Raw genomic sequence first — 21,668 nt, forward strand, 5'->3', positions numbered from 1 at the left:
TGCACATGGGTAAGGTCTATCTGATCGGAGCGGGACCGGGCGCGGCGGATCTCATCACCGTGCGCGGCATGCGCTTGCTCGAACAGGCGGATGTCGTGCTGCACGACGCGCTGATCGAGCCGGCGATGCTCGACTACGCGCCGAACGCGAAGCGGATCGCGGTCGGGAAGCGCTGCGGACAGCGTTCGACCGCCCAGCATTTCATCAACAAGCAGATCGTCGATGCGGCGCGCGAGCATGGCGTCGTCGTGCGGCTGAAGGGCGGCGATCCGATGCTGTTCGGCCGCGCCGACGAGGAAATGCGCGCGTTGGAAGCGGCGGGCATCGAGTACGAAGTGGTGCCGGGCATCACGGCGGCGCTCGCGAGTGCCGCGACGCTGCGGCGCTCGCTCACCTTGCGCGGCGTATCGCGCAGTGTCGCGCTCGCCACGCACAGCCGCGCGGCGGACAGCGAGGACATTCGCGAGCAGGCGAAGGCCGATTCGCTCGTCTTCTACATGGGCCGCGACAGCGCGGCGGATATCGCGCAGCAGTTGATCGACGCGGGACGGCCCGGCTCGACGCCGGTGGCGATCGTGGAGGCGTGCAGCACGCCGCGCGAACGCACGCTCACGCTGACGCTCGCGCGCATGGCCCGCGGCGAGGCGCAGGCGTGGCTGGACCCGTCGCAGCCGAGTCTGTTGATGATCGGCGAGGCGTTCAAGGAAAGGGCGTCGGCGGGAAAGCCGAAGGTGCATCTTAAGGGGATGCAGGCGGCGGCTTGATTTTCAGGCTCGCGAAGACAAAAAAGCGCATCGGAAACGATGCGCTTTTTGTTTTCATGCGCGTTAATCGCCCGTTTGCCGCACGCAATACGCGGCCACCGCATCCAGCACCGCATCATCCTCGCCGACCGCCGTCGCGCAGTGGATGACCACATGCGGATGCGCCTCCCGGCACTTCGCCACCACTTCGGGCAAATCCCGCCGCACATGTCCGCCTTGCCCGAAGAACACCGGAACGACGGTGATCGCATCACAGCCGTCCGCGGCTTGCGCGGCGACCGCTGCGGGCAAATCCGGCGTCATCAGTTCGAGAAACGCGAGCGACACCGGATCGCCACGCAACGCGCGCAGCTTCGCGGCGAGCCGTTCGAACGGCTCGGCCCAGCGCGGATCGCGTGCGCCGTGTCCGAAAAGGATGATGCCGTGTCTGCTCATCGCGTTGTCCTCCGCTAAGCGGCCGTCAGTGCCGCTCGACCCATTTGAGACCCAGCAAGCCGATTGCCAGATAAGCCAGCGCGGGCGCCGCCGCCGTGATCGGCGCGGGCCATGTGTTCAACGTGCCGATATGCGAGAACAGCGTATTGAACAACTGGAAGCTCATGCCGATCATGATGCCGCCGAACACCTTCACGCCCACGACGCCCGCGCGCGTATGCAGATACGCGAACGGCAGCGACAGCACCAGCATCACGAACACTGCGAACGGATACAGAATCTTGCGCCAGAACGCGATCTGATACCGCTGCGTGTCCTGATGATTCTCCGTCAAGTGCTGGATATAGCGGAACAGATTGAACATCGACATACGATCCGGCGACACCAGCAGCACCGAAAGAATCTGCGGCGTTAGCTCCGAGCGCAGCGAGAACTGCGGCAGCGTCGTCTCTTTCGCGCGATACACGGGGTTGAGCGCATCGGCGGAGTTCGCGGTCTGCGGCTGCGCATCGACCAGTTGCGTCTCCGTCACGCCCGTCAGCTTCCAGTGGCCCGGCGGCTGGTACACGCCGCTCTTCGCAATGCGCACGCTCGAGAGCCGGAACTTCGAATCGAATTCGTAGATGCGCACGTTCGCGATCGTCGTGTCCGGGTTCAGGGTGCCGACATTGACGAAGCGCGTGACCTGTTCGCCGTTTTCCTTCGCGGAGAGCGTGTCCTTCACCCATACGCCCGATTCGAAATTCGACGACACCGACGAGCCCAGCGCCTCCAGCCGCACGCGCTCGGACAATTGATCGGCGTAAGGCCCGACCACTTCGCCGATGATGTACGTCACGAGCACGAGCGGCACGCCGATCTTCAGCAGCGAGCGCAGCGCCGCGCCGGTCGAGAGCCCGGACACGCGAAAGATGGTGAACTCGGAGGCCGCCGCCATCTGCGCGAACACGTAGATGGCGGAAATGAGCGCGGCGACCGGAATAATTTCGTAGAAGCGCGAAGGCGTCTGCAAGGCCACGCGCAACACCGCGAGCGTGAACTTGTAGTTGCCGTGCCCGACCGTGTTCAGTTCGTTGATCAGGTCGAAGAAGAAGAACAGGCCCGAGAACGCGAACAGAATGAAGATGAAGGCGATATAAATCTGGCGCGCGAAGTATCGTTCGTAGATGCGCATGGGCTCAGGCTCCCTTCGAGCGCGTGAAGCTCGCTCGCGTGAAGAGCGGCCGGTTGCGCACGCGCAACCAGAAAATAAATGCGACGAGCGCGAGCACCAGCACATGCAGTCCGACGATGCCGACGCCGAACGAGAGCTTGCCCTGTTCGATCCACGACTGCACCACGTTCAGCAGGTTCGAATATGTGAGATAGATCAGCACGGCCATCACGAGGTTGATGGTCCGGCTGCGGCGCGGATTCTGATAAGACAGCGGAATGGCAAGCAGCATCAGGTTGATGGCGATGAGCGGCAGGCCCATGCGCCAGGCGAATTCCGCGAGATTTTCCTTGGTCGGATTAGCAAGCAGGTCGGGCGTGGAGATGCCGGTCGTGGTCGGCGTATTGACCACCTGATGGCTCATGATCTTCACGCCATACCGCGCGAACTCCATGATGCGGAAGTTCGGCTGGCCGGGCGTGCCGTCGTAGCGCCGCCCGTCTTCCAAGACGATGAAGCGGTCGCCGTCCGCGCGCGTTTCCGTGTGGCCGTTCTTCGACACGATGACGTTGACCTTGCCGCCTTCGGTGCTCGTGACGAACACGTTCTCCACGTGCCCCTGATCCGGCGACATCTTCTCGATGAAGAACACGCGGTGGCTCGACGGCGATTCGCGGAACTGGCCGGGCGCGAGCAGTGACACTTCGTCGCGCTGCTGAAAACGCGCCTTGATGAGCTTGCTTTGCTGGTTCGACCACGGCCAGCCGATGAACGCGAAGAAGATGATGAGAATGATGATCGGCGTGGAGAACACGGCGATCGGCTTGATGAGCTGCGTCTGGCTCACGCCCGAGGCGAGCCACACCACCATCTCCGAATCGCGATACCAGCGCGTGAGCACGAAAAGAATCGAGACGAAGAGCGTCACGATCAGCATGACGGCGAGATAGCCGATGACGGTGAGCCCGATCAGCACGACGACATCGCGCGGGTCGACCTGACCTTGCGCCGCGAAGCCGACGATGCGGATCATCATCGTCGTGAGCATGATCGTGAGCAGCACCATGAATACGGCGCCGGCCGTATACGCGAGTTCGCGCTGCAGGGAGCGTTCGAAGATCATTGATTTCTGCTTGAGGCCGGCGGCGATGCGGCTACGCGTTGACTGACCCGGGAAACGCAGCTTCGTTCCCCGGCGCCGCGAGCCTGTGACCGCCGCGGTAAAAATAGCGGATAATTGCGGCTTTCATCCTTCAGCCTGGATTTTACCGAGGATAAGCGCGATGGACTTTAGCATAAAAGCCTGTGATTGGAGCAAAGGCGAGTCAAATGGTTTCCTGACCGGAAAGGCCGATGTCGTGGTGCTCGGCGTCTTCGAAGCACAGACGCTCTCGGGCGCGGCCCTCGCCTTGGATCTCGCGACGAAGGGCTTGATTTCGCGCATTGTGAAGGCAGGCGACATGAGCGGTCGCGCGGGCACCACGCTGCTGGTGCCGGAAGTCACGGGCATCGGCGCGGCGCGCGTGCTGCTCGTCGGCCTCGGCAAGCAGGACGCCTTCAATCAGAAAGCGTATGGCGAAGCCGTGCGCGCGGCGTGGCGCGTCATTCTCGGCACGAAGATCGCGCAAGTCACCTTCACGCTCGCGCAACTGCCTATCCAGGAGCGCAGCGGCGACTGGGCGGTGCGCGCCGCCATCCTCGCGCTGCGCGAGCTCACCTACAAGTTCACGCAGATGAAGAGCAAGCCCGAAAACGGCGCGCGCTCGCTGAAGAAGATCGTCTTCAGCATCGACCCGGCGGACGAGAAAGCCGGCCGCATCGCGATCAAGCAGAGCGTCGCGATCGCGAACGGCATGGACCTGACGCGCGATCTCGGCAATCTGCCGCCCAACGTCTGCACGCCGACCTATCTGGGCCAAACCGCGAAGCAGCTCGGCCGCGACTGGAAGCTGAAAGTAGACGTGCTCGGCCTCAAGCAGATCGAAGCGCTCAACATGGGCTCGTTCCTTTCCGTGGCGAAGGGCTCGGTGCAGCCGCCGCAGTTCATCGTCATGCAGTATCAGGGCGCGGGCGCGGCATCGAGCGAATCGGGCAAGGGCAAGAACAAGAACGCGCCGATCGTGCTCGTCGGCAAGGGCATCACGTTCGACTCGGGCGGCATCTCGATCAAGCCCGGGGAGGCGATGGACGAGATGAAGTACGACATGTGCGGCGCGGGCTCGGTCTTCGGCACGCTGCGCGCGGTCGCGGAAATGGGCCTGAAGCTGAACGTGATTGGCATCGTGCCGACGTGCGAGAACATGCCCGCGGGCAATGCGCTGAAGCCGGGCGACATCGTCACCGCAATGAACGGCACGACCATCGAAGTGCTGAACACGGACGCCGAAGGCCGCCTCATTCTGTGCGACGCGCTCACCTACGCGGAGCGCTTCAAGCCGGCTGCGGTGATCGACATCGCCACGCTGACGGGCGCGTGCATCATCGCGCTCGGCCATCACAACACGGGCCTCTTCTCGAAAGACGACGCGCTCGCGGGCGAGCTGCTCGACGCATCGCGCGAGGCGGTCGATCCGGCATGGCGTCTGCCGCTCGACGAGGAATATCAGGATCAGCTGAAGTCGAATTTCGCGGATGTCGCGAACATCGGCGGGCGTCCGGCGGGCAGCGTGACGGCGGCGTGCTTCCTGTCGCGCTTCGCGCAGAACTATCCGTGGGCGCATCTGGATATCGCCGGGACCGCGTGGAAGAGCGGGGCGGCGAAGGGCGCGACGGGCCGTCCGGTGCCGCTCCTCTCGCAGTTCCTGATCGACCGCGCGGGGCAGTGATCGCGCCATGACGCGCATCGACTTTCACACGAACGTCGGCGATCCGCTCGCCTATGCCTGCCGCCTCGCGCGCAAGGCGTATGCGAGCGGGCGCTCGGTCGTCGTGCTCGCGGACCCGGCGCGCCTCGCCGCGTTCGACGAACAGTTGTGGACCTTCGCGCCGCTCGAGTTCGTGCCGCATTGCATGGCGAAGAGCGCGCTCGCGCAGGAAACGCCGGTCGTCCTCGCCGCCGATCTCGACGACGTGCCGCATCATCAGGTGCTCGTGAATCTGGGCGCGCCGGTGCCCGCGCAGTTCGCGCGCTTCGAGCGTCTGGTGGAAATCATCGGCGACGACGCCGACGAACTCGCGGCGGGGCGCGAGCGCTTTCGCTTCTATCGCGATCGCGGCTACGCCATCGAAACGCACAGACAAGGCGGTTGAGCGAACAGTGCGTAACCTCGCGCCGCGTTAGCATCGGCGGTGGAGACCACTGAGAGACCATCCGACATCATGACCGACAACACGCACACGCCCGAATCGTTCGATTCGTCCATTCCCGTTCTCACCGATGTCGTCGTGCCCGGCAAGCCGGAGTTCGCGCGCGCCCCGGGCGTCAACGACGCGGCGGCCGCTTACGAGGCGCAACGCGTCGGCGAGCGGCTGCAAGGCCGTGTCACGCAGTTTCTGACCGGCGATGCCCGCGCGATCATCGAGGCGCGTTGTCAGGACGTGCTGCGCGAGCATTCGGCGAAGATGGTGCAGGAGATCACGCGCGAAGTGTCGCTGGCGCTCGAAAGCAAGATGCGCGAGTGGGTGGCCGTTGCGGTCGAGGAAGAGTTGCAGCGGCAGCGGGGCGGCTGAGTCTCGCGTTGCCGGGAACGACAAAAGGGGCGCATCGAGCGCCCCTTTTGCTTTAATTAGCGAAGACTGTCGATCAGCTTCAGCCCGTCACCGCCCCACGATTCGCCGGGAGCGCCAGCGCCGCGAACTTTGCCAGCACGCCGCGCGTGTACTTCGGCGCGGGCTTCTTCCAGGCGGCGCGGCGGCGCGCGATTTCCGCGTCGTCCACGTTCAGTTGAAGCAGCAGCTTGTGCGCGTCGATGGTGATGGAGTCGCCTTCCTGCACCAGTCCGATCGTGCCTCCCGCGTACGCTTCGGGCGCGACGTGGCCGACCACCATGCCCCACGTTCCGCCGGAAAAACGCCCGTCGGTGATGAGCCCGACCGATTCGCCCAGCCCCTTGCCGATGATCGCCGACGTCGGCGCCAGCATCTCGGGCATGCCCGGGCCGCCCTGCGGGCCAAGATAGCGCAGCACGACGACATCGCCGGCCTTGATCTTGTCGGCGAGAATCGCTTCCATCGCGGTTTGCTCGTCGTCGAACACGCGCGCCGGGCCGGTGATCACCGGGTTCTTGAGGCCCGTGATCTTCGCGACCGCGCCGTCTTCCGCAAGATTGCCGCGCAGAATGGCGAGGTGGCCTTCCTTGTAGAGCGCCTGCTCGATCGGGAAAATCACCTTTTGATCCGCGCGCGGCTTGCTCGGCACGTCCTTGAGTTCTTCCGCGAGCGTGCGGCCCGTGATCGTGATGCAGTCACCGTGCATCAGGCCCGCGTCGAGCAGGATCTTCATCACTTGCGGAATGCCGCCGGCCTTGTGCAGGTCCGTCGCGACATACTGGCCCGAAGGCTTCAGATCGCAGATGACCGGCACTTTCTTGCGCATGCGCTCGAAGTCGTCGATGCTCCATTCCACTTCCGCCGCGTGCGCGATAGCGAGATAGTGCAGCACGGCGTTGGTCGAGCCGCCCGTGGCCATGATGAGCGCGACCGCGTTCTCGATCGACTTCTTCGTGATGATGTCGCGCGGCTTCAGGTCCTTCTTCACGGCTTCGACGAGCACGCGCGCCGATTCGGCGGCGGAGTCCACTTTCTCGTCGTCGGGGTTCGCCATCGTCGACGAATACAGGAGCGACATGCCGAGCGCCTCGAACGACGAGCTCATGGTGTTGGCCGTGTACATGCCGCCGCAGGAGCCGGTGGACGGGCACGCGTTCTTCTCGACGCCCTTGAAGTCTTCTTCCGACATGCGCCCCGCCGTGAACTCGCCGACCGCCTCGAACGACGACACGATGGTCAGGTCCTTGCCCTTCCAGTTGCCCGGACGAATGGTGCCGCCGTAGACGTAGATGCCCGGCACGTTCATGCGCGCGAGACCGATCATGCCGCCCGGCATGTTCTTGTCGCAGCCGCCGATCACGACGACGCCGTCCATCCACTGGCCCTGCACGGCCGTCTCGATACAGTCCGCGATCACTTCGCGCGACACCAGCGAGTACTTCATGCCTTCGGTGCCCATCGACATGCCGTCGGAGATCGTCGGCGTGCCGAACACCTGCGGATTAGCGTTCGACTGCTTGATCGCCGCGATGGCGGCATCGGCGAGGCGCTGCAGGCCGGCGTTACACGGCGTGATCGTCGAGTGGCCGTTGGCGACGCCGATCATCGGATTGTCGAAATCCTCTTCCTTGTAGCCGAGGGCGTAGTACATCGAACGATTGGGCGAACGCGCGACGCCCTGCGTCACGTTTTTCGAGCGGCGATTGAAGGCCATGTTGGGGCTCCTTGAAGATTCTTTTGTCTAGTGGCGCAAGAATGCAGCGTCGGCTTGTATCTGTCCAATATATTATTCAAGGTCTATTAGGTCGGAGAAGATATTGATGGACGAGCGAAACGCGCCGATCGAACTGCGTCTGCTGCGCTATTTCGTGACCGTGGCCGAAGAGATGCATTTCGGCCGCGCCGCCGCGCGTCTCGCGATGACGCAGCCGCCGCTTTCGCAGGCGATTCGCGCGCTCGAAGACGCGCTCGGCGTCGCGCTGTTCGCGCGCACGAAGCGCACGGTCGAATTGACGCCGGTCGGCAAGGATCTGCTGCCGGAAGTGCGGCGCATTCTCGCCGCCGCCGATGCGCTACGCCCGCTCGCGCAGTCGCTTTCGCGCGGCGAGGCGGGCGTGCTGTCGCTCGCGTTCGTATCCACCGCTGACTACGGCTTGTTGCCCGCGCTGCTGCGCGATTTCGGCGCGCGCTATCCCGGCGTGCGGTTGCAACTGACCGAAGCGACGAGCGACGTGCAGATCGAAGAACTCGTCGCCGGGCGCGTGGACGCGGGGCTCGTCATTCCGCCGCTGCCGCCGCGCCACGCGATGTCGCTGTCGTATCTCGCGATTGCCCGCGAGCCGCTCGTCGTCGCCATGTCCTCGGACGCCGCCGAGCAATTGCAGCAGGGCACGGCCGAATGGGCCGACACGCCCGTCGATCTGCGCGATCTCGCCGCCGCGCCGCTCGTCGTGTTTCCGAGGCGTCTCGCGCCGGGTTTGTATGACATCATTATGGGCTGCTACGGCGCGGCGGGACTCACGCCGCGCATCGGGCAGGAGGCGATCCAGATGCAGACCATCGTGAGCCTCGTGTCCGCCGGCATGGGCGTCGCGCTCGTGCCGCAGTCGCTGCGGCATTTGCGGCGCACGGGCGTGGTGTATCGTCCGCTGCGGCCGGTGGCGGATGCGCCCGTCGTCGAAACTGGACTCGTGTGGCGCGCGGCCGAGGTGAGCCCGGTGCTCGCCGGCTTCATCGAGATCGTGCGCGCGCGGGCCGCCGCCGTCTCTGCTTTATGATTCGTGCCTGACTTCGCTTGGCTCTAGAACTCTACGATGCTCATTCACCCCAATTTCGATCCCGTCGCGATTCATCTCGGACCGCTCGCCGTGCGCTGGTACGGCCTCATGTATCTGGTCGCGTTCATTTCCGCCATCGTCATCGGACGGCTGCGGCTACGGCTGCCGTTCGTGGCCGCTCAAGGCTGGAGCGCGAAGGACATCGACGACATGCTGTTCTACGGCGTGCTCGGCACGATCCTCGGCGGGCGCATCGGCTATGTGCTGTTTTACAAGGCGAGCTATTACGCGGCGCATCCGCTCGATATCTTCAAGGTCTGGGAAGGCGGCATGTCGTTTCACGGCGGCTTTCTCGGCGTGACCTTCGCGATGGTGCTGTTCGCGTACCAGCGCAAACGCACGTGGCTGCAAGTGACCGATTTCGTCGCGCCGATGGTGCCGCTCGGCCTCGCGGCGGGGCGTCTCGGCAACTTCATCAACGGCGAACTGTGGGGCCGCGTGACCGATCCTGCCGCGCCCTGGGCGATGCTGTTCCAAAACTCGACGAACGACGACGCCATCTGGCTCGCGAAGAACCCGCAACTCGACGCCAAGTGGCATCTGATGGAGATCTTCCAGCGTTATCACATGCTGCCGCGCCATCCGTCGCAGTTGTATGAGATTGCGCTGGAAGGCATCGTGCTGTTCATCGTGATCTGGACGTTCTCGCGCAAGCCGCGCCCGGTCGGCGCCATTTCCGCGCTCTTTCTGATCGGCTATGGGCTCGCGCGCTTCACGGTCGAATTCGCCCGCGAACCGGACGACTATCTCGGCCTGCTCGCGCTCGGCCTTTCGATGGGCCAGTGGCTTTCGCTGCCGATGATCGTCGCCGGCGTCATCATGATGGTGTGGGCGTACAAGCGGCATCGTCGCGTGGCGGCGAACGCGGCGTGATCTCGCGCGGGGCCGCGCTTGCGGTCCCGCTTGACCTCGGCCGATCAGCGGCCCATCTGCACCGAGCCGGATACATCGACGGTCACCGTCGTCGTGCCGGCTTCGAGCGCCATCGGCGCGGCCATCTTGGCATCCGCGCCCATGGCGCGCGATTGCATCATCATCACCGGGCGCGGCGCCACGCCGCTATGCCCGATGTTCACCTCGCGAATCGAATAGCTGCTGTAGCCGAACGCCTGCGAGGCGGCTTGCGCCTGCTTGCGGAACGAATCGATGGCCTGCGTCGAGAGCTTCTGCTCCGCGGCGCGCTGCGCTTCCGGCGACAGCGAAAACGTGACGTTGCCAACTTGCATCGACGAACTCATCTTGCCCGCGAGCTTCGAGGCCGCCGCGAAGTCGTGCGATTCGAGCACGATCTCCGTGCGTCCGCGCCATGCGGATATCTTGCCGTCGCGGTCGGTGGACGGATACACCGTGAACGAGCCGCTTTTCGCGGTCACGCCATCGACACCCTTCGCTTCGCGCAATGCGGCTTCGGCGCGCTGATTGAGCGTCGCGGTGAGCGAGGAAGGATCGGCGGCTTCCTGCTCGTAAAAGAGCGTGATGGTGACCACATCCTGCGGCACCTGCGCGCTCGCCTGCGCCGAAAGCGAGAGCACGCCCGCGGGCTGCGGATTGGCGATGACCGTCTGCGCAGCGGCCGAGGCGGAATAGGCGAGAGTGGCGCTCGACATCGCGAGGGCGAGGGCGGCGGCGGTTTTCTTGTTCATCATCGAAGGACTCCAACGCAAGGCGTCGCGTGATTCGCGACCGCACTTAGGCGTCGGCCTCCAGCCCTTAGTTCCTGCTCTAGACGAGGCGTTCGGTAATAAAGCGCCATTCGTCCTCGGTGACCGGCGTGATCGACAGCCGGTTGCCGCGCGCGAGCACTTGCATGCCGGCGAGTTCCGCGTGCTCGCGAAGTTCGGCGAGCGGAATGAGCCGCGTCTTCTTCACGAAGCGCACATCGACGAGCATCCAGCGCGGCGTGTCCTGCTTGGATTTGGGATCGTAGTAGGCGCTCTTGGGATCGAACTGCGTGGGGTCGGGATACGCCGTCGAGCAGACCTTCGCGATTCCCGCGATACCGGGCTCGGGGCAACTCGAATGGTAGAAGAGCACGCCGTCGCCGATTTGCATCTGGTCGCGCATGAAGTTGCGAGCCTGATAGTTGCGCACGCCGGTCCACGGCAGCGTCTTCTTGGGCGCGTGCGCGAGATGATCGATGCTCGCTTCGTCCGGTTCGGACTTCATCAGCCAGTAGCGCATGAGTTCGGCGTGAAGGAGTGTGCGTGCGGTTTTGGGCGATGCAAACAAAAACGGCACCGGTAAGAACCGATGCCGTTCGTGCTTCCAGAAATAAGGTCCCCGCCTCAGCCGCTAGGCCGGCATCCTGAACCTGGGTTCAAGATTGGTCGCGGTAAGCAACACTTCGGGTACATCAGACAGAGTGACGCGCGCGCCCGTGCTGCAACGTTCCGCAACCGTGCCAATGTAGCATTGGTTCAAGGAATATATGACCTTGGCGTACCAGGCAGGGAGACCTCACTGTACACCAAACGTTTGGTCCTTGCAGCCCTTGCCTGCGTTTCTCGCGGTATCTTTTTTTGATGGATATCGCGACGCTGATTAGATCAGCGCATGACCGTCAGTGCGCTTCATATTGCGCAATGACAGCGCCGAGCTGCTCGTTCATCGAATGCATGGTGCGGCGGATTTCCTCGGCGGGGAACGCTTCGCCGTGGCGCACGCTTTCCTGCAGCTTGAGCAATTCGGACGCCAGCGAAAGCGCGGCCATTACCGCGATGCGGTCCGTGCCGCGCACGCTGCTTGCGTTGCGTACCTTGTTCATTTCGGCATCGACGCGGGCCACGGCTTCGCGCAGCGCGGCCTCGGTTTCCGGCGAGCACGCGAGGCGATACTGCTGGCCGAGAATGGATACTTCGATCTGCGTGGTCGTCATGCCTTCTCTCCTTGATGATGCTCGCCGTGCACTTCTTCCGCGTGCGCATGTTCGTGCTGCGCTTCGCGCGACGCGCTGGATTCGGCGTTCAGAAGATCGAGCTGATTGTCGCTTTCGGCATGATGCGCTTTGCCGCGCGGCAGCTTTTCGAGGATCGCGTTGAGGCGCACTTGCGCGTCGTCGATCTTCGCGGACAGCGAATCGCGTTCGCCTTGCAGCGTGTCGCGCTCGTGGCGAACCTGCGCGAGTTCGGCCTGAACGCTGGCGTAATCGGCGCGCAGCTGTTCGATTTGTGCTTCGAGCGCGAGACGCGCCTGATTGTGGCGCTCGCTGATCTTGATCAGCCGGCCGATGTTCCCTGACAGTGATTCGAGTTCGTTGAGCATGTGCTGCGTCCTCTAAAGACCTGGCATTTTAGCGCGGTTCAACGGTGCTTCCGATAATTGTCTCGTTTCGAGACGTAACAACACGCGATCTTGCGCGCATCGCCGCGTATTCATGTGCGGAATGGCCGCGCGTGACGCACTCGGATGCGCGGCTGACGACGCTTGCTCGTCGCTCGCTCGTCGCTCAAGCCTCGCGATGACGGGGCGCGCGCCTTCTTGACGGCCCCCATGCGCGCTCCTACACTTGCCGCACTTTTGGTGCTCGCGCCGCCTTTCTTGCGGCGCAGTCAAACGGGAAACAGGAAGCGTCGTCTCGCCTCGCGCGGCTCGCCAACCTGTGCTGCCCCCGCAACGGTAAGCGACCGCAACGCAAGTTGCAAGTCGTCCCTCGCGCGTTTCTTCGTGTTGCTCCGTGGTCGTTCGCCATCAGAGACGCGACTGCAAGAAACGTGTCGGCGCCACTGCGCTTTCATGCGTGGGAAGGCGGGACGATGCGTCGCCAGCCCGGATACCGGCCAATCGTCCAGCGCGCCGATGCCTTGCAAGACGGCGCGCGCGTCGCGCACAGACCTCGCGGGGAGCGGGGCACGCGCCAGTCTCCAACGGGAACGCTCCACACATGCTTTTGCCTTCGTCCGGCCTCATTCGTCGCGCGGCGCGCGTCGTGATGTGCGCCGCCGCGAGTGCGCCGCTTGTCCAGGCCGCGCACGCCGATTCCGATTCTCCGTCGCAGACACTCGCGCCCGTCGTCGTCACGGCGACGCGCGGCGCGCAACGGCTCGCCGATTCCATCCCGCAGGCAACGCTCTTCGACGCGCAAGACATCGCCGACAGCAATGCAAACGATGTGCTCGGGCTCATCGCGCTTGCGCCCGGCGTGCAGATCACGCGCAACGGCGGGCCGGGCGCGACCTCGGGCGTCTTCATACGCGGCGCGTCGTCGACGCAATCACTGGTGCTGATCGACGGCGTGCGCGTCGAATCGGTCTCGCTCGGCGCGGCGCAGTTGTCGCAACTGATGCTCGATCAGACCGGCCGCGTGGAAGTGGTCAACGGCAACGTGTCGGCGCTGTATGGATCGAATGCAATCGGCGGCGTCGTGCAGATTTTCACGAAGGAGGGCGAAGCACATCCGCCGCGCTTTCACTTCGAAGCCGAATACGGCAGCTATCACACGCAGCGGCAGTCGGCGGGCGTCGACGGCGCGCTCGATGCCGATGGCCGCACCACGTTCAGCCTGAACGTGTCGCGCGAGAAGACCGACGGCTTCTCGTCGATCGATCCCGCGCGCGCGCCCGCCGCGAATCCGAACGCGAACGGTTATCTGAACGAAAGCGTCGCCGCGACGCTGCGCCACAAGTTCAGCGACAAGTGGGACGCAGGCGTGCGCTTTCTGCAATCGAACGGCGTGAACAGCTTCGACGATCCCTACGGCGTGCCGACCGATCTCAACGAATCGCATGATCGCGTGCGCTCGGCGTCGGTGTTCGCGAACGGCAAGCTGACCGACAACTGGACGACGCACTTCACCGTCGCGCAGGGGCAAGACCGCGCGAACATCGAGCACAACGGCGTCTACACGAGCCGCTTCGACTCGGAGAACCATCAGTATCTGTGGCAGAACGACTTTCGGCTCACCGAGGCGCACAAGCTCGTATTCGGCTACGAGCATCTCGACCAATCGCTCGACTCCGATCAGTTCAGCGCGCCCGACCGGCATGTGAACTCCGTCTTCGCGGGCTATGTCGGCCGCTTCGGTCCGAGCGAAGTGCAGGCCAACGTGCGCCGCGACCAGTATTCCGACTTCGGCGGCGCGAACAGCTACTATCTGGGCTACGCGTACAACTTCGATTCGCACTGGCGCGCGAGCGCGAGCTACGCGGCGGCGTTTCGCGCGCCGAGCTTCGACGATCTCTACTATCCGTTCAGCGGCAATCCGTCGATACAGCCTGAGCGCAGCCATTCGGCCGAGGCCGCGTTGCAGTACGCATCGGACAAGATCGGCGTGGTGCGCGTGACGGCGTTCGAGACGCGCTATTCGAATCTGATCGACTACGTGGGCGACAGCAGCGGCTTCTACACCGCGCAGAACGTCGGGCGCGCGAAGGTGCAGGGCGTCGAGGGATCGTGGGCGGGGCACGTGGGCGCAACCGACGTGCGCGCGAGTGTGACGTTTCAGAATCCGGTCGACGAGACGAATCACGAAGAGTTGACGCGTCGCGCGCGGCGCTTCGCGTCGCTGTCGGCGCATCGCTCGATCGGGCGCTGGCGCGTGGGCGGCGAATGGATCGTGAGCGGCGCGCGCAGCGACTACGATTCGACGCTCGCGGGCTACGGCGTCGTCAATCTTTCGGCGCAATACGACATCACGAAGTCGTGGTACGTGAATGCGCGCATCGATAACCTGTTCGACCGCAACTATGAACTGGCTTACTCGTACAACACGCCGCGTCGCGGCGCTTACGTCACGGTCGGCTGGCATCCGTCGTGAGCCACGCCGCTGACGCGCGCCGCCCGATGAAGGCGATGCACGCAACGCGCGCCACCGCGATCTGGCTCGCGCTCGCGGCGGCGGCTCTTGGCGTGCTGGCGGCGTCGCTAGCGCTCGGAAGCGTCGCGCTGCCGCCATCGCGCGCCATCGCCGCGCTGCTGCATGCGCATGCGGCCACGCCCGATATCGCCGATGAGATCGTGCTGAACCTGCGATTGCCGCGCGCGCTCGCGGGCTTCGCGTCGGGCGCGCTGCTCGCGCTCGCCGGCGCGCTGCTGCAAGTGCTGCTGCGCAATCCGCTCGCCGAACCGTACGTGCTCGGTGTATCCGGCGGCGCGGCGGCGTTCGCGCTTTCCGCGATGCTCGCGTCGATGCCGTGGTGGGGCGTCGATCTCGCCGCGTGCGCGGGCGCGCTCGCATCCATCGTTCTGGTGCTTGGCCTTGCTCGCACGCACGTGTGGCACGGCGAACAGGACGCATCGCCACGGCTCTTGCTCACGGGCGTCGTGGTCGCGGCGGGCTGGGGCGCGCTCATCACGCTGATACTCAGCATCGCGCCGGAGAACCGGCTGCGCGGCATGATCTTCTGGCTGACCGGCGACCTCAACGGCGCATCGACGCCGTGGCCCGCGATGCTCGCGCTCGGCGTGGCGCTCGCGTTGATCGTGCCGTGCGCGCCGCAGTTGAACGTGCTGCTGCGCGGCGAAGCCACGGCGCGTTCGCTCGGCGTGCCGGTGGAACGCGTGCGGCTGCGCGTGTATCTCGTGGCATCGCTCGCGGCTGCGGCGGCCGTCACGACGGCGGGAACCATCGGCTTCGTCGGGCTCGTGGTGCCGCATCTGCTGCGGCTCGCGTTCGGCAACGATCAGCGCATGCTCGTGCCCGCCGCCGCGCTCGCGGGCGGCCTCGCCGTGATGAGCGCGGACCTCGCCGCGCGCACGGTCATCGCGCCCGCGCAGTTGCCGGTGGGCGTCGTCACGGCGCTGATCGGCGTGCCCATGTTCCTGTGGATGCTGCTGCGAAGGCCGCGATGAAGCCGCTATCTGTCGACAATCTCGTCTTGCGCGCGGGCGCCCGAACGCTCGTCGATGGCCTTTCTACGACCATCGCGGCGGGCGAAGTGTGGTGTATCGCCGGGCCGAACGGCGCGGGCAAGACCACGCTCATCGGCGTGCTGGCGGGACTCGCGAAGCCGGCGTCCGGCGCAATCACGCTCGGCGGCCGCGCGCTCGCGTCATGGCGCGCGGCGGACCTCGCCCGCGAACGCGCGCTGATGCCGCAAAGCACGCACGACGCCTTCAGCGCGACCGTGCTCGACACCGTCCTGCTCAACCGCTTTCCGTATCTGACGGGCTGGGGCTGGGAAAGCGAAGACGACCGCGCCGCCGCGCACGACGCGCTCGCGGCGCTCGGTCTCGCCGACCTGGCTTCGCGCGACGTGCTCACGTTGTCGGGCGGCGAAAGGCAGCGCGTGGCGCTCGCCGCCGCGCTATGCCAGCAAGCGCCGCTCGTGCTGCTCGACGAACCGCTCGCGCATCTGGACCTGCATCATCAGATCGACTGCCTGCATGCGCTCGCCGCCGCGGCGCGCGACGAGGGACGCGCCGTCGTCTTTTCGTGCCACGACCTGAATCTCGCGCGCCGCTTCGCCACGCACGCGCTACTACTCGACGGCCAGGGCGGCGCGCATGTCGGTGCTGTCGCCGACGTGCTCACGCCCGCGCGCGCGAGCGCGGCGTTCGGCTACCCGCTGGTCCTGATCCGCGATGGCGAGCACGAAGCGCTCGTGCCTTCGCTTCACACTTTCTGACGAGGAACGCCGATGTCCACCGCCCACGCGCTGCCCAAGCCTAGGCCGCTCGACCGCAGCATCGAACCGGAGCTGCGCCGCATCATCGACATGAAGACGAAGCCGCCCGGCAGCCTCGGCCGGCTCGAAACGCTCGCGCTGCAAATCGGGCTGATCCAGCAGACGACGAAGCCGCGCATCGAGCGTCCCGCGATGATCGTCTTCGCGGGCGATCACGGCATCGCGGCCGAAGGCGTGAGCCCGTATCCGCAGGAAGTGACGGCGCAGATGGTCGCGAATTTTCTGGCGGGCGGCGCGGCGATCAATGCGTTGTCGCGCTCCGTCGGCATGGCGCTCGAAGTGGTCGATGCGGGCGTCGCGACGCCCATTCCGGTCGATCACGGTTACGAGCGCCTGTCGCTGGGTCTCGGCACGCGCAACTTCGCGCGCGAGGCGGCGATGTCGCGCGAGACGGCGCTCGAAGGCATCGCGCGGGGCGCGGCGCGCGTGCGACACCACGCGTCGCTCAGGACGAACGTGATCGGCTTCGGTGAAATGGGCATTGCGAACACATCGGCGGCGGCGTGTCTGATGAGCCGCTTGTGCGCGCTGCCTATCGACGAATGCGTCGGGCGCGGCACGGGCCTCGACGATCGCGGCCTCGCGCATAAACGCGCCGTGCTCGGGCGCGCGCTGGCATCGCATGCGGCGAGCGGCGACGCGATCGACACGCTCGCCACCTTCGGCGGCTTCGAAATAGCGATGATGACGGGCGCGTATCTCGCGGCGGCAGAAGCGCGCATGACCATTCTCGTCGATGGCTTTATCGCGACGTCCGCGCTGCTCGTCGCGTCGCGAATCGCGCCGGACGTGCGCGAGTACTGCGTGTTCGCGCATGCATCGAACGAAGCGGGGCATCAGCGCATGCTCGCGCATCTGGACGCCGCGCCGCTCTTGCAACTCGACATGCGTCTGGGCGAAGGCACGGGCGCGGCGCTCGCGCTGCCGATCCTGCGCGCGGCCGTGGCTTTCGTCGACGAAATGGCGAGCTTCGATGCGGCGGGCGTCTCGAACAAACAAGCCTGACATGAACCGGCCGCTCGACGAAGTGCGCTATTTCTTCACGGCGCTCGGCTATTTCACGCGCGTGCCGGTGCCGCGCTGGGTCGGCTTCGAGCGCGACTATCTGAACGCGGCGGCGCGCTACTTTCCGCTCGTCGGCGCGATGGTCGGCGGCGTCGCGGCGCTCGTCTATCTCGCCGCGCTGCGCGTGTTTCCCGCAGGCATCGCGGTGCTGCTTTCGATGGCCGCGACGCTTCTGCTCACCGGCGCGTTCCACGAAGACGGACTCGCCGATTGCGCCGATGCCTTCGGCGGCGGCTACACGCGCGACGACGTGCTGCGCATCATGCACGATTCGCGCATCGGCGCGTTCGGGGCCATTGCGCTCGTCATCGCGCTCGCGCTGAAGTGGCAAAGCCTCGCCGCGTTGCCGCCGATGCGCGCAGTAGTCCTGATGATTTCCGCGCACGCTGCGAGCCGCGCGTTCGCGATCAGCTATCTCCTGACGCTCGATTACGTGCGCGCCGAAGGCAAGGCGAAGCCGGTCGCGCAGCGCATGAGCGCGATGTCCTTCGCGATCGCGATGCTCTTTGGTTTGCCGTGGCTCTTTTGCTTCGGCTGGAGGTTCGCCTGCGTCGCGATTTCCCTGCTCGCGTTGCTGCGCGTGGTCGCCGGGCGTTACTTCGTGCGGCGCATCGGCGGTTATACGGGCGATTGCCTCGGCTGCGCGCAGCAGGTTTTCGAAATTGCGATCTATCTCGTCGGGCTCGCATGGACCTCGTCCTGATACGTCACCCGGCTGTGGCCGTCGATGAAGGCGTCTGCTACGGCCAGACCGATGTGCCGCTTGCCCGCGATGCGCGCGCTTCGGCGCATGAGATCGACGCGCGCATGCGTTCGCTCGATGTTCCCGCTTGCGTCGATGGATGGCACACGAGTCCTTTGCGCCGATGCGCTTTGCTGGCCCAGGCGCTCGGCACGGCCCGCATCGACGCGCGGCTCTCCGAACTGCATTTCGGTGCATGGGAAGGCCGCGCGTGGAACGATATCGACCGCGCGCTCATCGACGCGTGGGCCGCCGATATCGAGCACGCGCGTCCGCACGGCGGCGAGAGTCTCGCGCAGTTCGGCGAGCGTGTGACGGGGTGGTTCGATGAGACGTTCGCGAACGCGTCGAATGCGGTGCATGTGGTCGCGCATGCGGGCGTGGTGCGGGTGCTCGCCGCGTATTTGCTGCGCGTGGATCGGGCGAGCGTGTTGCAATGGCCGATCGCGTTCGGTGGGATCGTGCAGCTTCGGCGGTTCGGTACGGGGTGGGGGCTCGTGAGGTGGAATGCGTAGCGCTTCGCTAACGCCGCTTCCGCGCCAAATCCAGATCACGACAAAGCTGCGCCGCCCCGAGCGCCAGACGCGGCGTCGGTCGATTGATCAGATCGCCGTCGATGCCGAACAGATTGCCACGCGCGACCGCCGTCAGCGACGTCCACTGCTTCCACCGGTCGAGCGCGGGCAATGGGCGGTCGGGCTTCGTCGCGCCGGGCGTCGCGGTCACGATCGCCTCGGGGTTCGCGGCGAGCACGGCTTCGGTCGAGACGGTCGGCACGCGCGGCGCTTCGGCAGCGAACACGTTCACGCCGCCGCATAGCCCGATCACTTCGCTGAACACGTTGTCGCGATTGAGCGTCATCAGCGGATCGTCCCAGACCTGATAGAACACGCGCACCGGCGGCTGTTGCGCGTACTGCGCGCGCAGTGCCGTGATATCGCGCGTGAAAGCCGTCGAAGCGGCCCGCGCCGTGTCTTCGGTGCCGAGCAGCGCGCCCAGCTTGTCGATGCTCGCGGGGATATCGGCGAGATGCTTCGGCTCGCTGAAGAAGAGCGGGATGCCGAGCGCCTTCAGCTTATCCGTCTGACGCGCCGCATTGCCGTGCCGCCACACGACGATCAAATCCGGATGCAGCGCGACGATTCGCTCGAGATCGAGCGCCTTGTTGTCGCCGACGCGCGGGATCGACTGCGCTTCTTTCGGATAGTCGCTATAGCTCACCGTGCCGACGATGCGCGCGCCGCCGCCCGCCGCGTACAGCAACTCCGTGACGTGCGGCGCGAGGCTCACGACGCGCGTCGCGGGCGCGGTGAGCGTGACGGGAGCGCCGGCGTCGTCCGTGACGGTCAGCGACGCGTGCGCGTGATTCATCGCGAAGAGGGCGGCGCATGCGCAAAGATTGAGCCGTACGTTCATCCCGCAATCTCCGCAAGCCCGCGTTCGAGCCGCGCCCAATCGCCTTCGCTGCCCGGCAAACCGACGCGCACACTCGGCGTCATATCGGACCGCTCGAACAGCCGCGTCCAGATGCCGCGCGTCGCCAGTTCCTGTTGCAGCGACCGCGCCCGCGGCGTTAGCGTCCATGCGAACAACGGCGTGCCGCGCACCTCGAACCCATGTCGCGCGAGGATTGCAGCGAGTCGCGCGCCGTCGCACTGCAAACGCTCGCGCGTCTCCGCCTGCCACGCGTGGTCGGCAAAGGCGGCCATGACCGCATGCCGCGCCGGCCCGCCGACCGTCCACGCGCCCAGCATGTCGCGCAACGCGTCGAGCAACGCAGGCGCGGCGAGCACGAAGCCCGCGCGGATGCCCGCCAGCCCGAAGAACTTGCCGACCGAACGCAACACGACGAGACCATCGCGAGCGCTTTCATCGGCGAGCGACGCGGCCGGATCGGCGTCGGCGAAGGCTTCATCGACGATGAGCGTGCCGCCGCGCGAAGCCAGCCGCGCGTGCCAGCGCAGCAGTGTTTCGCGGTCGAGCCGCTCGGCCGTCGGGTTATTCGGATTGGCGACGATCACGTGATCGAGCGACGCAGGCAACTCCGCGCAGGCGATATCGAGCGGCACCACGCGATGCCCCGCGCGCGCGAACGCCGGCGCATATTCGCCGTACGTCAGCGGCGCGACGCCCACCGTGCCGCGCTCGAGCAGATACGGCAGCGCGCGGATCGCCGCTTGCGAGCCCGCCACCGGCAGCGCGAGCGGCGCGCCGTAGTAACGCGCGGCGCAATCGGCGAGGCCGTCGTCGTCTTCGGGCAGGCGTCGCCAGGCGTCCGGCGGCACGGGCGGCACCAGATAGCCGCGCGGATTGATGCCCGTCGAGAGGTCGAGCCAGTCGTCGAGCGGTATCGAATAGCGGCGCGCGGCGTAGCGCAAGTTGCCGCCGTGCGGAATCGGATCAGGCATTCGTCGTCACACTCAGGATGGCGAGGACCAGAAACACGGCGAGCCACAGCAGCACCGAACGGTCGATGAGCCGCAGCGCCGCCACGACATGCCGGGGCGTCGCGTTGTGGCCCGCGCCGAGCGTCGGCCGCGCTTCGAGCACGCCGTGATAGACCGCCGCGCCGCCGATCAGCACGTTCAGGCTGCCCGCGCCCGCGGCCATCACCGGGCCGGCGTTCGGACTGTCCCACGAACGCGCCTGCGTGCGCCAGCAGTGCCACGCCATGCCGGTGTCGCCGGTGAGCGCGTAGCTCGCGGCCGTGAGACGCGCGGGCAGGTAGTTGAGCACGTCGTCGAAGCGCGCCGCCGCCCAGCCGAAGCGCAGATAGCGCGGCGTGCGATAACCCCACATCGCGTCGAGCGTGTTCGCGAGCCGGAACGCGAGCGCGCCCGGCCCGCCCGCGATCGCGAACCAGAAGAGCGCGCCGAAGATCGCGTCGTTGCCGTTCTCCAGCGCCGATTCGACCGCCGCGCGCGACAACGCCAGCTCGTCCGCCTGCGACGTATCGCGCGACACGATGCGCGAGGTGAGCGTTCTCGCGCTGTCGAGATCGCCGAGACTGAGCGCCCGCGCAATCGGCGCGATGTGTTCGCGCAGGCTCTTTGCGCCGAGCGCGAACCACAGCAGCATCACGTGAACGATGCATGCATACGCGAACGGCAGCACGCTCACGACGAGCCACGCGATGCAAACGGGCGGCGCGACCGCGACGATCCACGCGAGAATCCCCGCCGGCCGCGCGCGACGCCCCGTGTTGAGCCGCGCTTCGAGCCTCGTCGCGAACTGGCCGAACGCGACGAGCGGATGCCGCCCGCGCGGCTCGCCGACGATGCGATCGACGATCACGCCGAGCACGGCGAGCAGCGACATCGCGTAGACGGAAAGAAGGAGCAT

The 21,668-nt window shown here is 66.0% G+C and carries 23 protein-coding genes, 1 other RNA gene and 1 riboswitch; of the genes, 12 read left to right on the forward strand and 12 right to left on the reverse strand.

From position 1 onward, the window contains the following. Nucleotides 1–5 precede the first annotated feature (5 nt). The gene (gene cobA, locus LDZ24_RS02910) at nucleotides 6–764 is read left to right on the forward strand and encodes a uroporphyrinogen-III C-methyltransferase (RefSeq protein ID WP_248321472.1); all 759 of its coding nucleotides are present in this window, start codon (nucleotides 6–8) and stop codon (nucleotides 762–764) included. A 63-nt stretch (nucleotides 765–827) separates the two neighbouring features. Here cobA and LDZ24_RS02915 read toward each other — a convergent pair whose 3' ends face one another. The 3 genes from LDZ24_RS02915 to lptF are packed head-to-tail and all read right to left on the reverse strand — an operon-like array spanning nucleotide 828 to nucleotide 3,475. Beyond that, the gene (locus LDZ24_RS02915) at nucleotides 828–1,199 is read right to left on the reverse strand and encodes a sirohydrochlorin chelatase (protein WP_248321473.1); all 372 of its coding nucleotides are present in this window, start codon (nucleotides 1,197–1,199) and stop codon (nucleotides 828–830) included. A 25-nt stretch (nucleotides 1,200–1,224) separates the two neighbouring features. Further along, the gene (gene lptG, locus LDZ24_RS02920) at nucleotides 1,225–2,373 is read right to left on the reverse strand and encodes an LPS export ABC transporter permease LptG (protein WP_248321475.1); all 1,149 of its coding nucleotides are present in this window, start codon (nucleotides 2,371–2,373) and stop codon (nucleotides 1,225–1,227) included. Between the two features lie 4 nt (nucleotides 2,374–2,377). Then, on the reverse strand, nucleotides 2,378–3,475 hold the full coding sequence (lptF, locus tag LDZ24_RS02925) for an LPS export ABC transporter permease LptF (protein WP_248321477.1): 1,098 nt from the start codon (nucleotides 3,473–3,475) through the stop codon (nucleotides 2,378–2,380). Between the two features lie 160 nt (nucleotides 3,476–3,635). Here lptF and LDZ24_RS02930 point away from each other — a divergent pair, with 160 nt between their 5' ends. The 3 genes from LDZ24_RS02930 (at nucleotide 3,636) to LDZ24_RS02940 (ending at nucleotide 6,021) form a co-directional block, all read left to right on the forward strand. Then, nucleotides 3,636–5,177 carry a leucyl aminopeptidase gene (locus LDZ24_RS02930; RefSeq protein ID WP_248321479.1) on the forward strand — a complete coding sequence of 514 codons (1,542 nt, stop codon included), beginning with the start codon at nucleotides 3,636–3,638 and terminating at the stop codon, nucleotides 5,175–5,177. 7 nt (nucleotides 5,178–5,184) lie between these two features. Next, on the forward strand, nucleotides 5,185–5,601 hold the full coding sequence (locus tag LDZ24_RS02935) for a DNA polymerase III subunit chi (protein WP_248321481.1): 417 nt from the start codon (nucleotides 5,185–5,187) through the stop codon (nucleotides 5,599–5,601). A 69-nt stretch (nucleotides 5,602–5,670) separates the two neighbouring features. Then, nucleotides 5,671–6,021, forward strand: coding sequence for a DUF2486 family protein (locus LDZ24_RS02940; protein WP_248321483.1), 351 nt, complete (start codon nucleotides 5,671–5,673; stop codon nucleotides 6,019–6,021). 79 nt (nucleotides 6,022–6,100) lie between these two features. Here LDZ24_RS02940 and ilvD read toward each other — a convergent pair whose 3' ends face one another. Next, nucleotides 6,101–7,774: a dihydroxy-acid dehydratase gene (gene ilvD, locus LDZ24_RS02945; protein WP_175939682.1), complete on the reverse strand. Its 1,674-nt coding sequence runs from the start codon at nucleotides 7,772–7,774 to the stop codon at nucleotides 6,101–6,103. 106 nt (nucleotides 7,775–7,880) lie between these two features. Between ilvD and LDZ24_RS02950 the strand changes: the two genes are divergently transcribed. Both LDZ24_RS02950 and lgt read left to right on the forward strand, forming a co-directional pair. Next, nucleotides 7,881–8,837: a LysR family transcriptional regulator gene (locus LDZ24_RS02950; protein ID WP_175939683.1), complete on the forward strand. Its 957-nt coding sequence runs from the start codon at nucleotides 7,881–7,883 to the stop codon at nucleotides 8,835–8,837. A 36-nt stretch (nucleotides 8,838–8,873) separates the two neighbouring features. Continuing rightward, nucleotides 8,874–9,770 (forward strand): prolipoprotein diacylglyceryl transferase, encoded by an 897-nt coding sequence (lgt, locus tag LDZ24_RS02955; protein ID WP_248321485.1) that lies wholly within the window; start codon nucleotides 8,874–8,876, stop codon nucleotides 9,768–9,770. Between the two features lie 44 nt (nucleotides 9,771–9,814). Here the strand turns inward: lgt and LDZ24_RS02960 are convergent, their stop codons facing one another. From LDZ24_RS02960 to LDZ24_RS02980, 5 genes are all read right to left on the reverse strand, one after another. Beyond that, nucleotides 9,815–10,540, reverse strand: coding sequence for an SIMPL domain-containing protein (locus tag LDZ24_RS02960; RefSeq protein ID WP_248322257.1), 726 nt, complete (start codon nucleotides 10,538–10,540; stop codon nucleotides 9,815–9,817). A gap of 79 nt (nucleotides 10,541–10,619) precedes the next feature. Continuing rightward, nucleotides 10,620–11,078 (reverse strand): EVE domain-containing protein, encoded by a 459-nt coding sequence (locus LDZ24_RS02965; protein WP_175939685.1) that lies wholly within the window; start codon nucleotides 11,076–11,078, stop codon nucleotides 10,620–10,622. Between the two features lie 92 nt (nucleotides 11,079–11,170). After that, nucleotides 11,171–11,353, reverse strand: a non-coding RNA gene (gene ssrS / locus LDZ24_RS02970) — 6S RNA. A gap of 104 nt (nucleotides 11,354–11,457) precedes the next feature. Further along, on the reverse strand, nucleotides 11,458–11,772 hold the full coding sequence (locus tag LDZ24_RS02975) for a cell division protein ZapA (protein ID WP_175939686.1): 315 nt from the start codon (nucleotides 11,770–11,772) through the stop codon (nucleotides 11,458–11,460). Further along, the gene (locus LDZ24_RS02980) at nucleotides 11,769–12,158 is read right to left on the reverse strand and encodes an ATPase (RefSeq protein ID WP_248321487.1); all 390 of its coding nucleotides are present in this window, start codon (nucleotides 12,156–12,158) and stop codon (nucleotides 11,769–11,771) included. Before LDZ24_RS02980 ends, LDZ24_RS02975 begins: the two co-directional genes overlap by 4 nt. A 239-nt stretch (nucleotides 12,159–12,397) precedes the next feature. After that, a riboswitch (cobalamin riboswitch) is annotated at nucleotides 12,398–12,693 on the forward strand. Nucleotides 12,694–12,777: 84 nt separating this feature from the next. On the opposite strand from LDZ24_RS02980, the gene LDZ24_RS02985 reads away from it, so the two are divergent. From LDZ24_RS02985 to cobC, 6 genes are read left to right on the forward strand one after another with little or no spacing between them, the layout of a single operon-like run. After that, nucleotides 12,778–14,649, forward strand: coding sequence for a TonB-dependent receptor domain-containing protein (locus LDZ24_RS02985; protein WP_248321489.1), 1,872 nt, complete (start codon nucleotides 12,778–12,780; stop codon nucleotides 14,647–14,649). 35 nt (nucleotides 14,650–14,684) lie between these two features. Further along, nucleotides 14,685–15,683 (forward strand): FecCD family ABC transporter permease, encoded by a 999-nt coding sequence (locus tag LDZ24_RS02990; protein WP_371747404.1) that lies wholly within the window; start codon nucleotides 14,685–14,687, stop codon nucleotides 15,681–15,683. Beyond that, nucleotides 15,680–16,459 carry an ABC transporter ATP-binding protein gene (locus tag LDZ24_RS02995; RefSeq protein ID WP_248321490.1) on the forward strand — a complete coding sequence of 260 codons (780 nt, stop codon included), beginning with the start codon at nucleotides 15,680–15,682 and terminating at the stop codon, nucleotides 16,457–16,459. The genes LDZ24_RS02990 and LDZ24_RS02995 overlap by 4 nt, the downstream gene beginning before the upstream one ends. A gap of 12 nt (nucleotides 16,460–16,471) precedes the next feature. Then, nucleotides 16,472–17,524 (forward strand): nicotinate-nucleotide--dimethylbenzimidazole phosphoribosyltransferase, encoded by a 1,053-nt coding sequence (gene cobT / locus LDZ24_RS03000; protein ID WP_248321492.1) that lies wholly within the window; start codon nucleotides 16,472–16,474, stop codon nucleotides 17,522–17,524. A gap of 1 nt (nucleotide 17,525) precedes the next feature. Beyond that, nucleotides 17,526–18,287 carry an adenosylcobinamide-GDP ribazoletransferase gene (locus tag LDZ24_RS03005; protein ID WP_248321494.1) on the forward strand — a complete coding sequence of 254 codons (762 nt, stop codon included), beginning with the start codon at nucleotides 17,526–17,528 and terminating at the stop codon, nucleotides 18,285–18,287. Next, complete coding sequence (gene cobC, locus LDZ24_RS03010) at nucleotides 18,272–18,841, forward strand: alpha-ribazole phosphatase (protein WP_248321496.1); 570 nt, start codon at nucleotides 18,272–18,274, stop codon at nucleotides 18,839–18,841. The genes LDZ24_RS03005 and cobC overlap by 16 nt, the downstream gene beginning before the upstream one ends. A 7-nt stretch (nucleotides 18,842–18,848) precedes the next feature. On the opposite strand, the gene LDZ24_RS03015 is transcribed toward cobC, so the two are convergent. From LDZ24_RS03015 to cbiB, 3 genes are read right to left on the reverse strand one after another with little or no spacing between them, the layout of a single operon-like run. Then, nucleotides 18,849–19,742: a cobalamin-binding protein gene (locus LDZ24_RS03015; RefSeq protein WP_248321498.1), complete on the reverse strand. Its 894-nt coding sequence runs from the start codon at nucleotides 19,740–19,742 to the stop codon at nucleotides 18,849–18,851. Then, nucleotides 19,739–20,734 carry a threonine-phosphate decarboxylase CobD gene (gene cobD / locus LDZ24_RS03020; protein WP_248321500.1) on the reverse strand — a complete coding sequence of 332 codons (996 nt, stop codon included), beginning with the start codon at nucleotides 20,732–20,734 and terminating at the stop codon, nucleotides 19,739–19,741. The genes LDZ24_RS03015 and cobD overlap by 4 nt, the downstream gene beginning before the upstream one ends. Beyond that, complete coding sequence (gene cbiB, locus LDZ24_RS03025; RefSeq protein WP_248321502.1) at nucleotides 20,727–21,668, reverse strand: adenosylcobinamide-phosphate synthase CbiB; 942 nt, start codon at nucleotides 21,666–21,668, stop codon at nucleotides 20,727–20,729. Before cbiB ends, cobD begins: the two co-directional genes overlap by 8 nt.

Origin of the sequence: Caballeronia sp. Sq4a (assembly GCF_023170545.1) — a bacterium.
Lineage (GTDB): Bacteria > Pseudomonadota > Gammaproteobacteria > Burkholderiales > Burkholderiaceae > Caballeronia.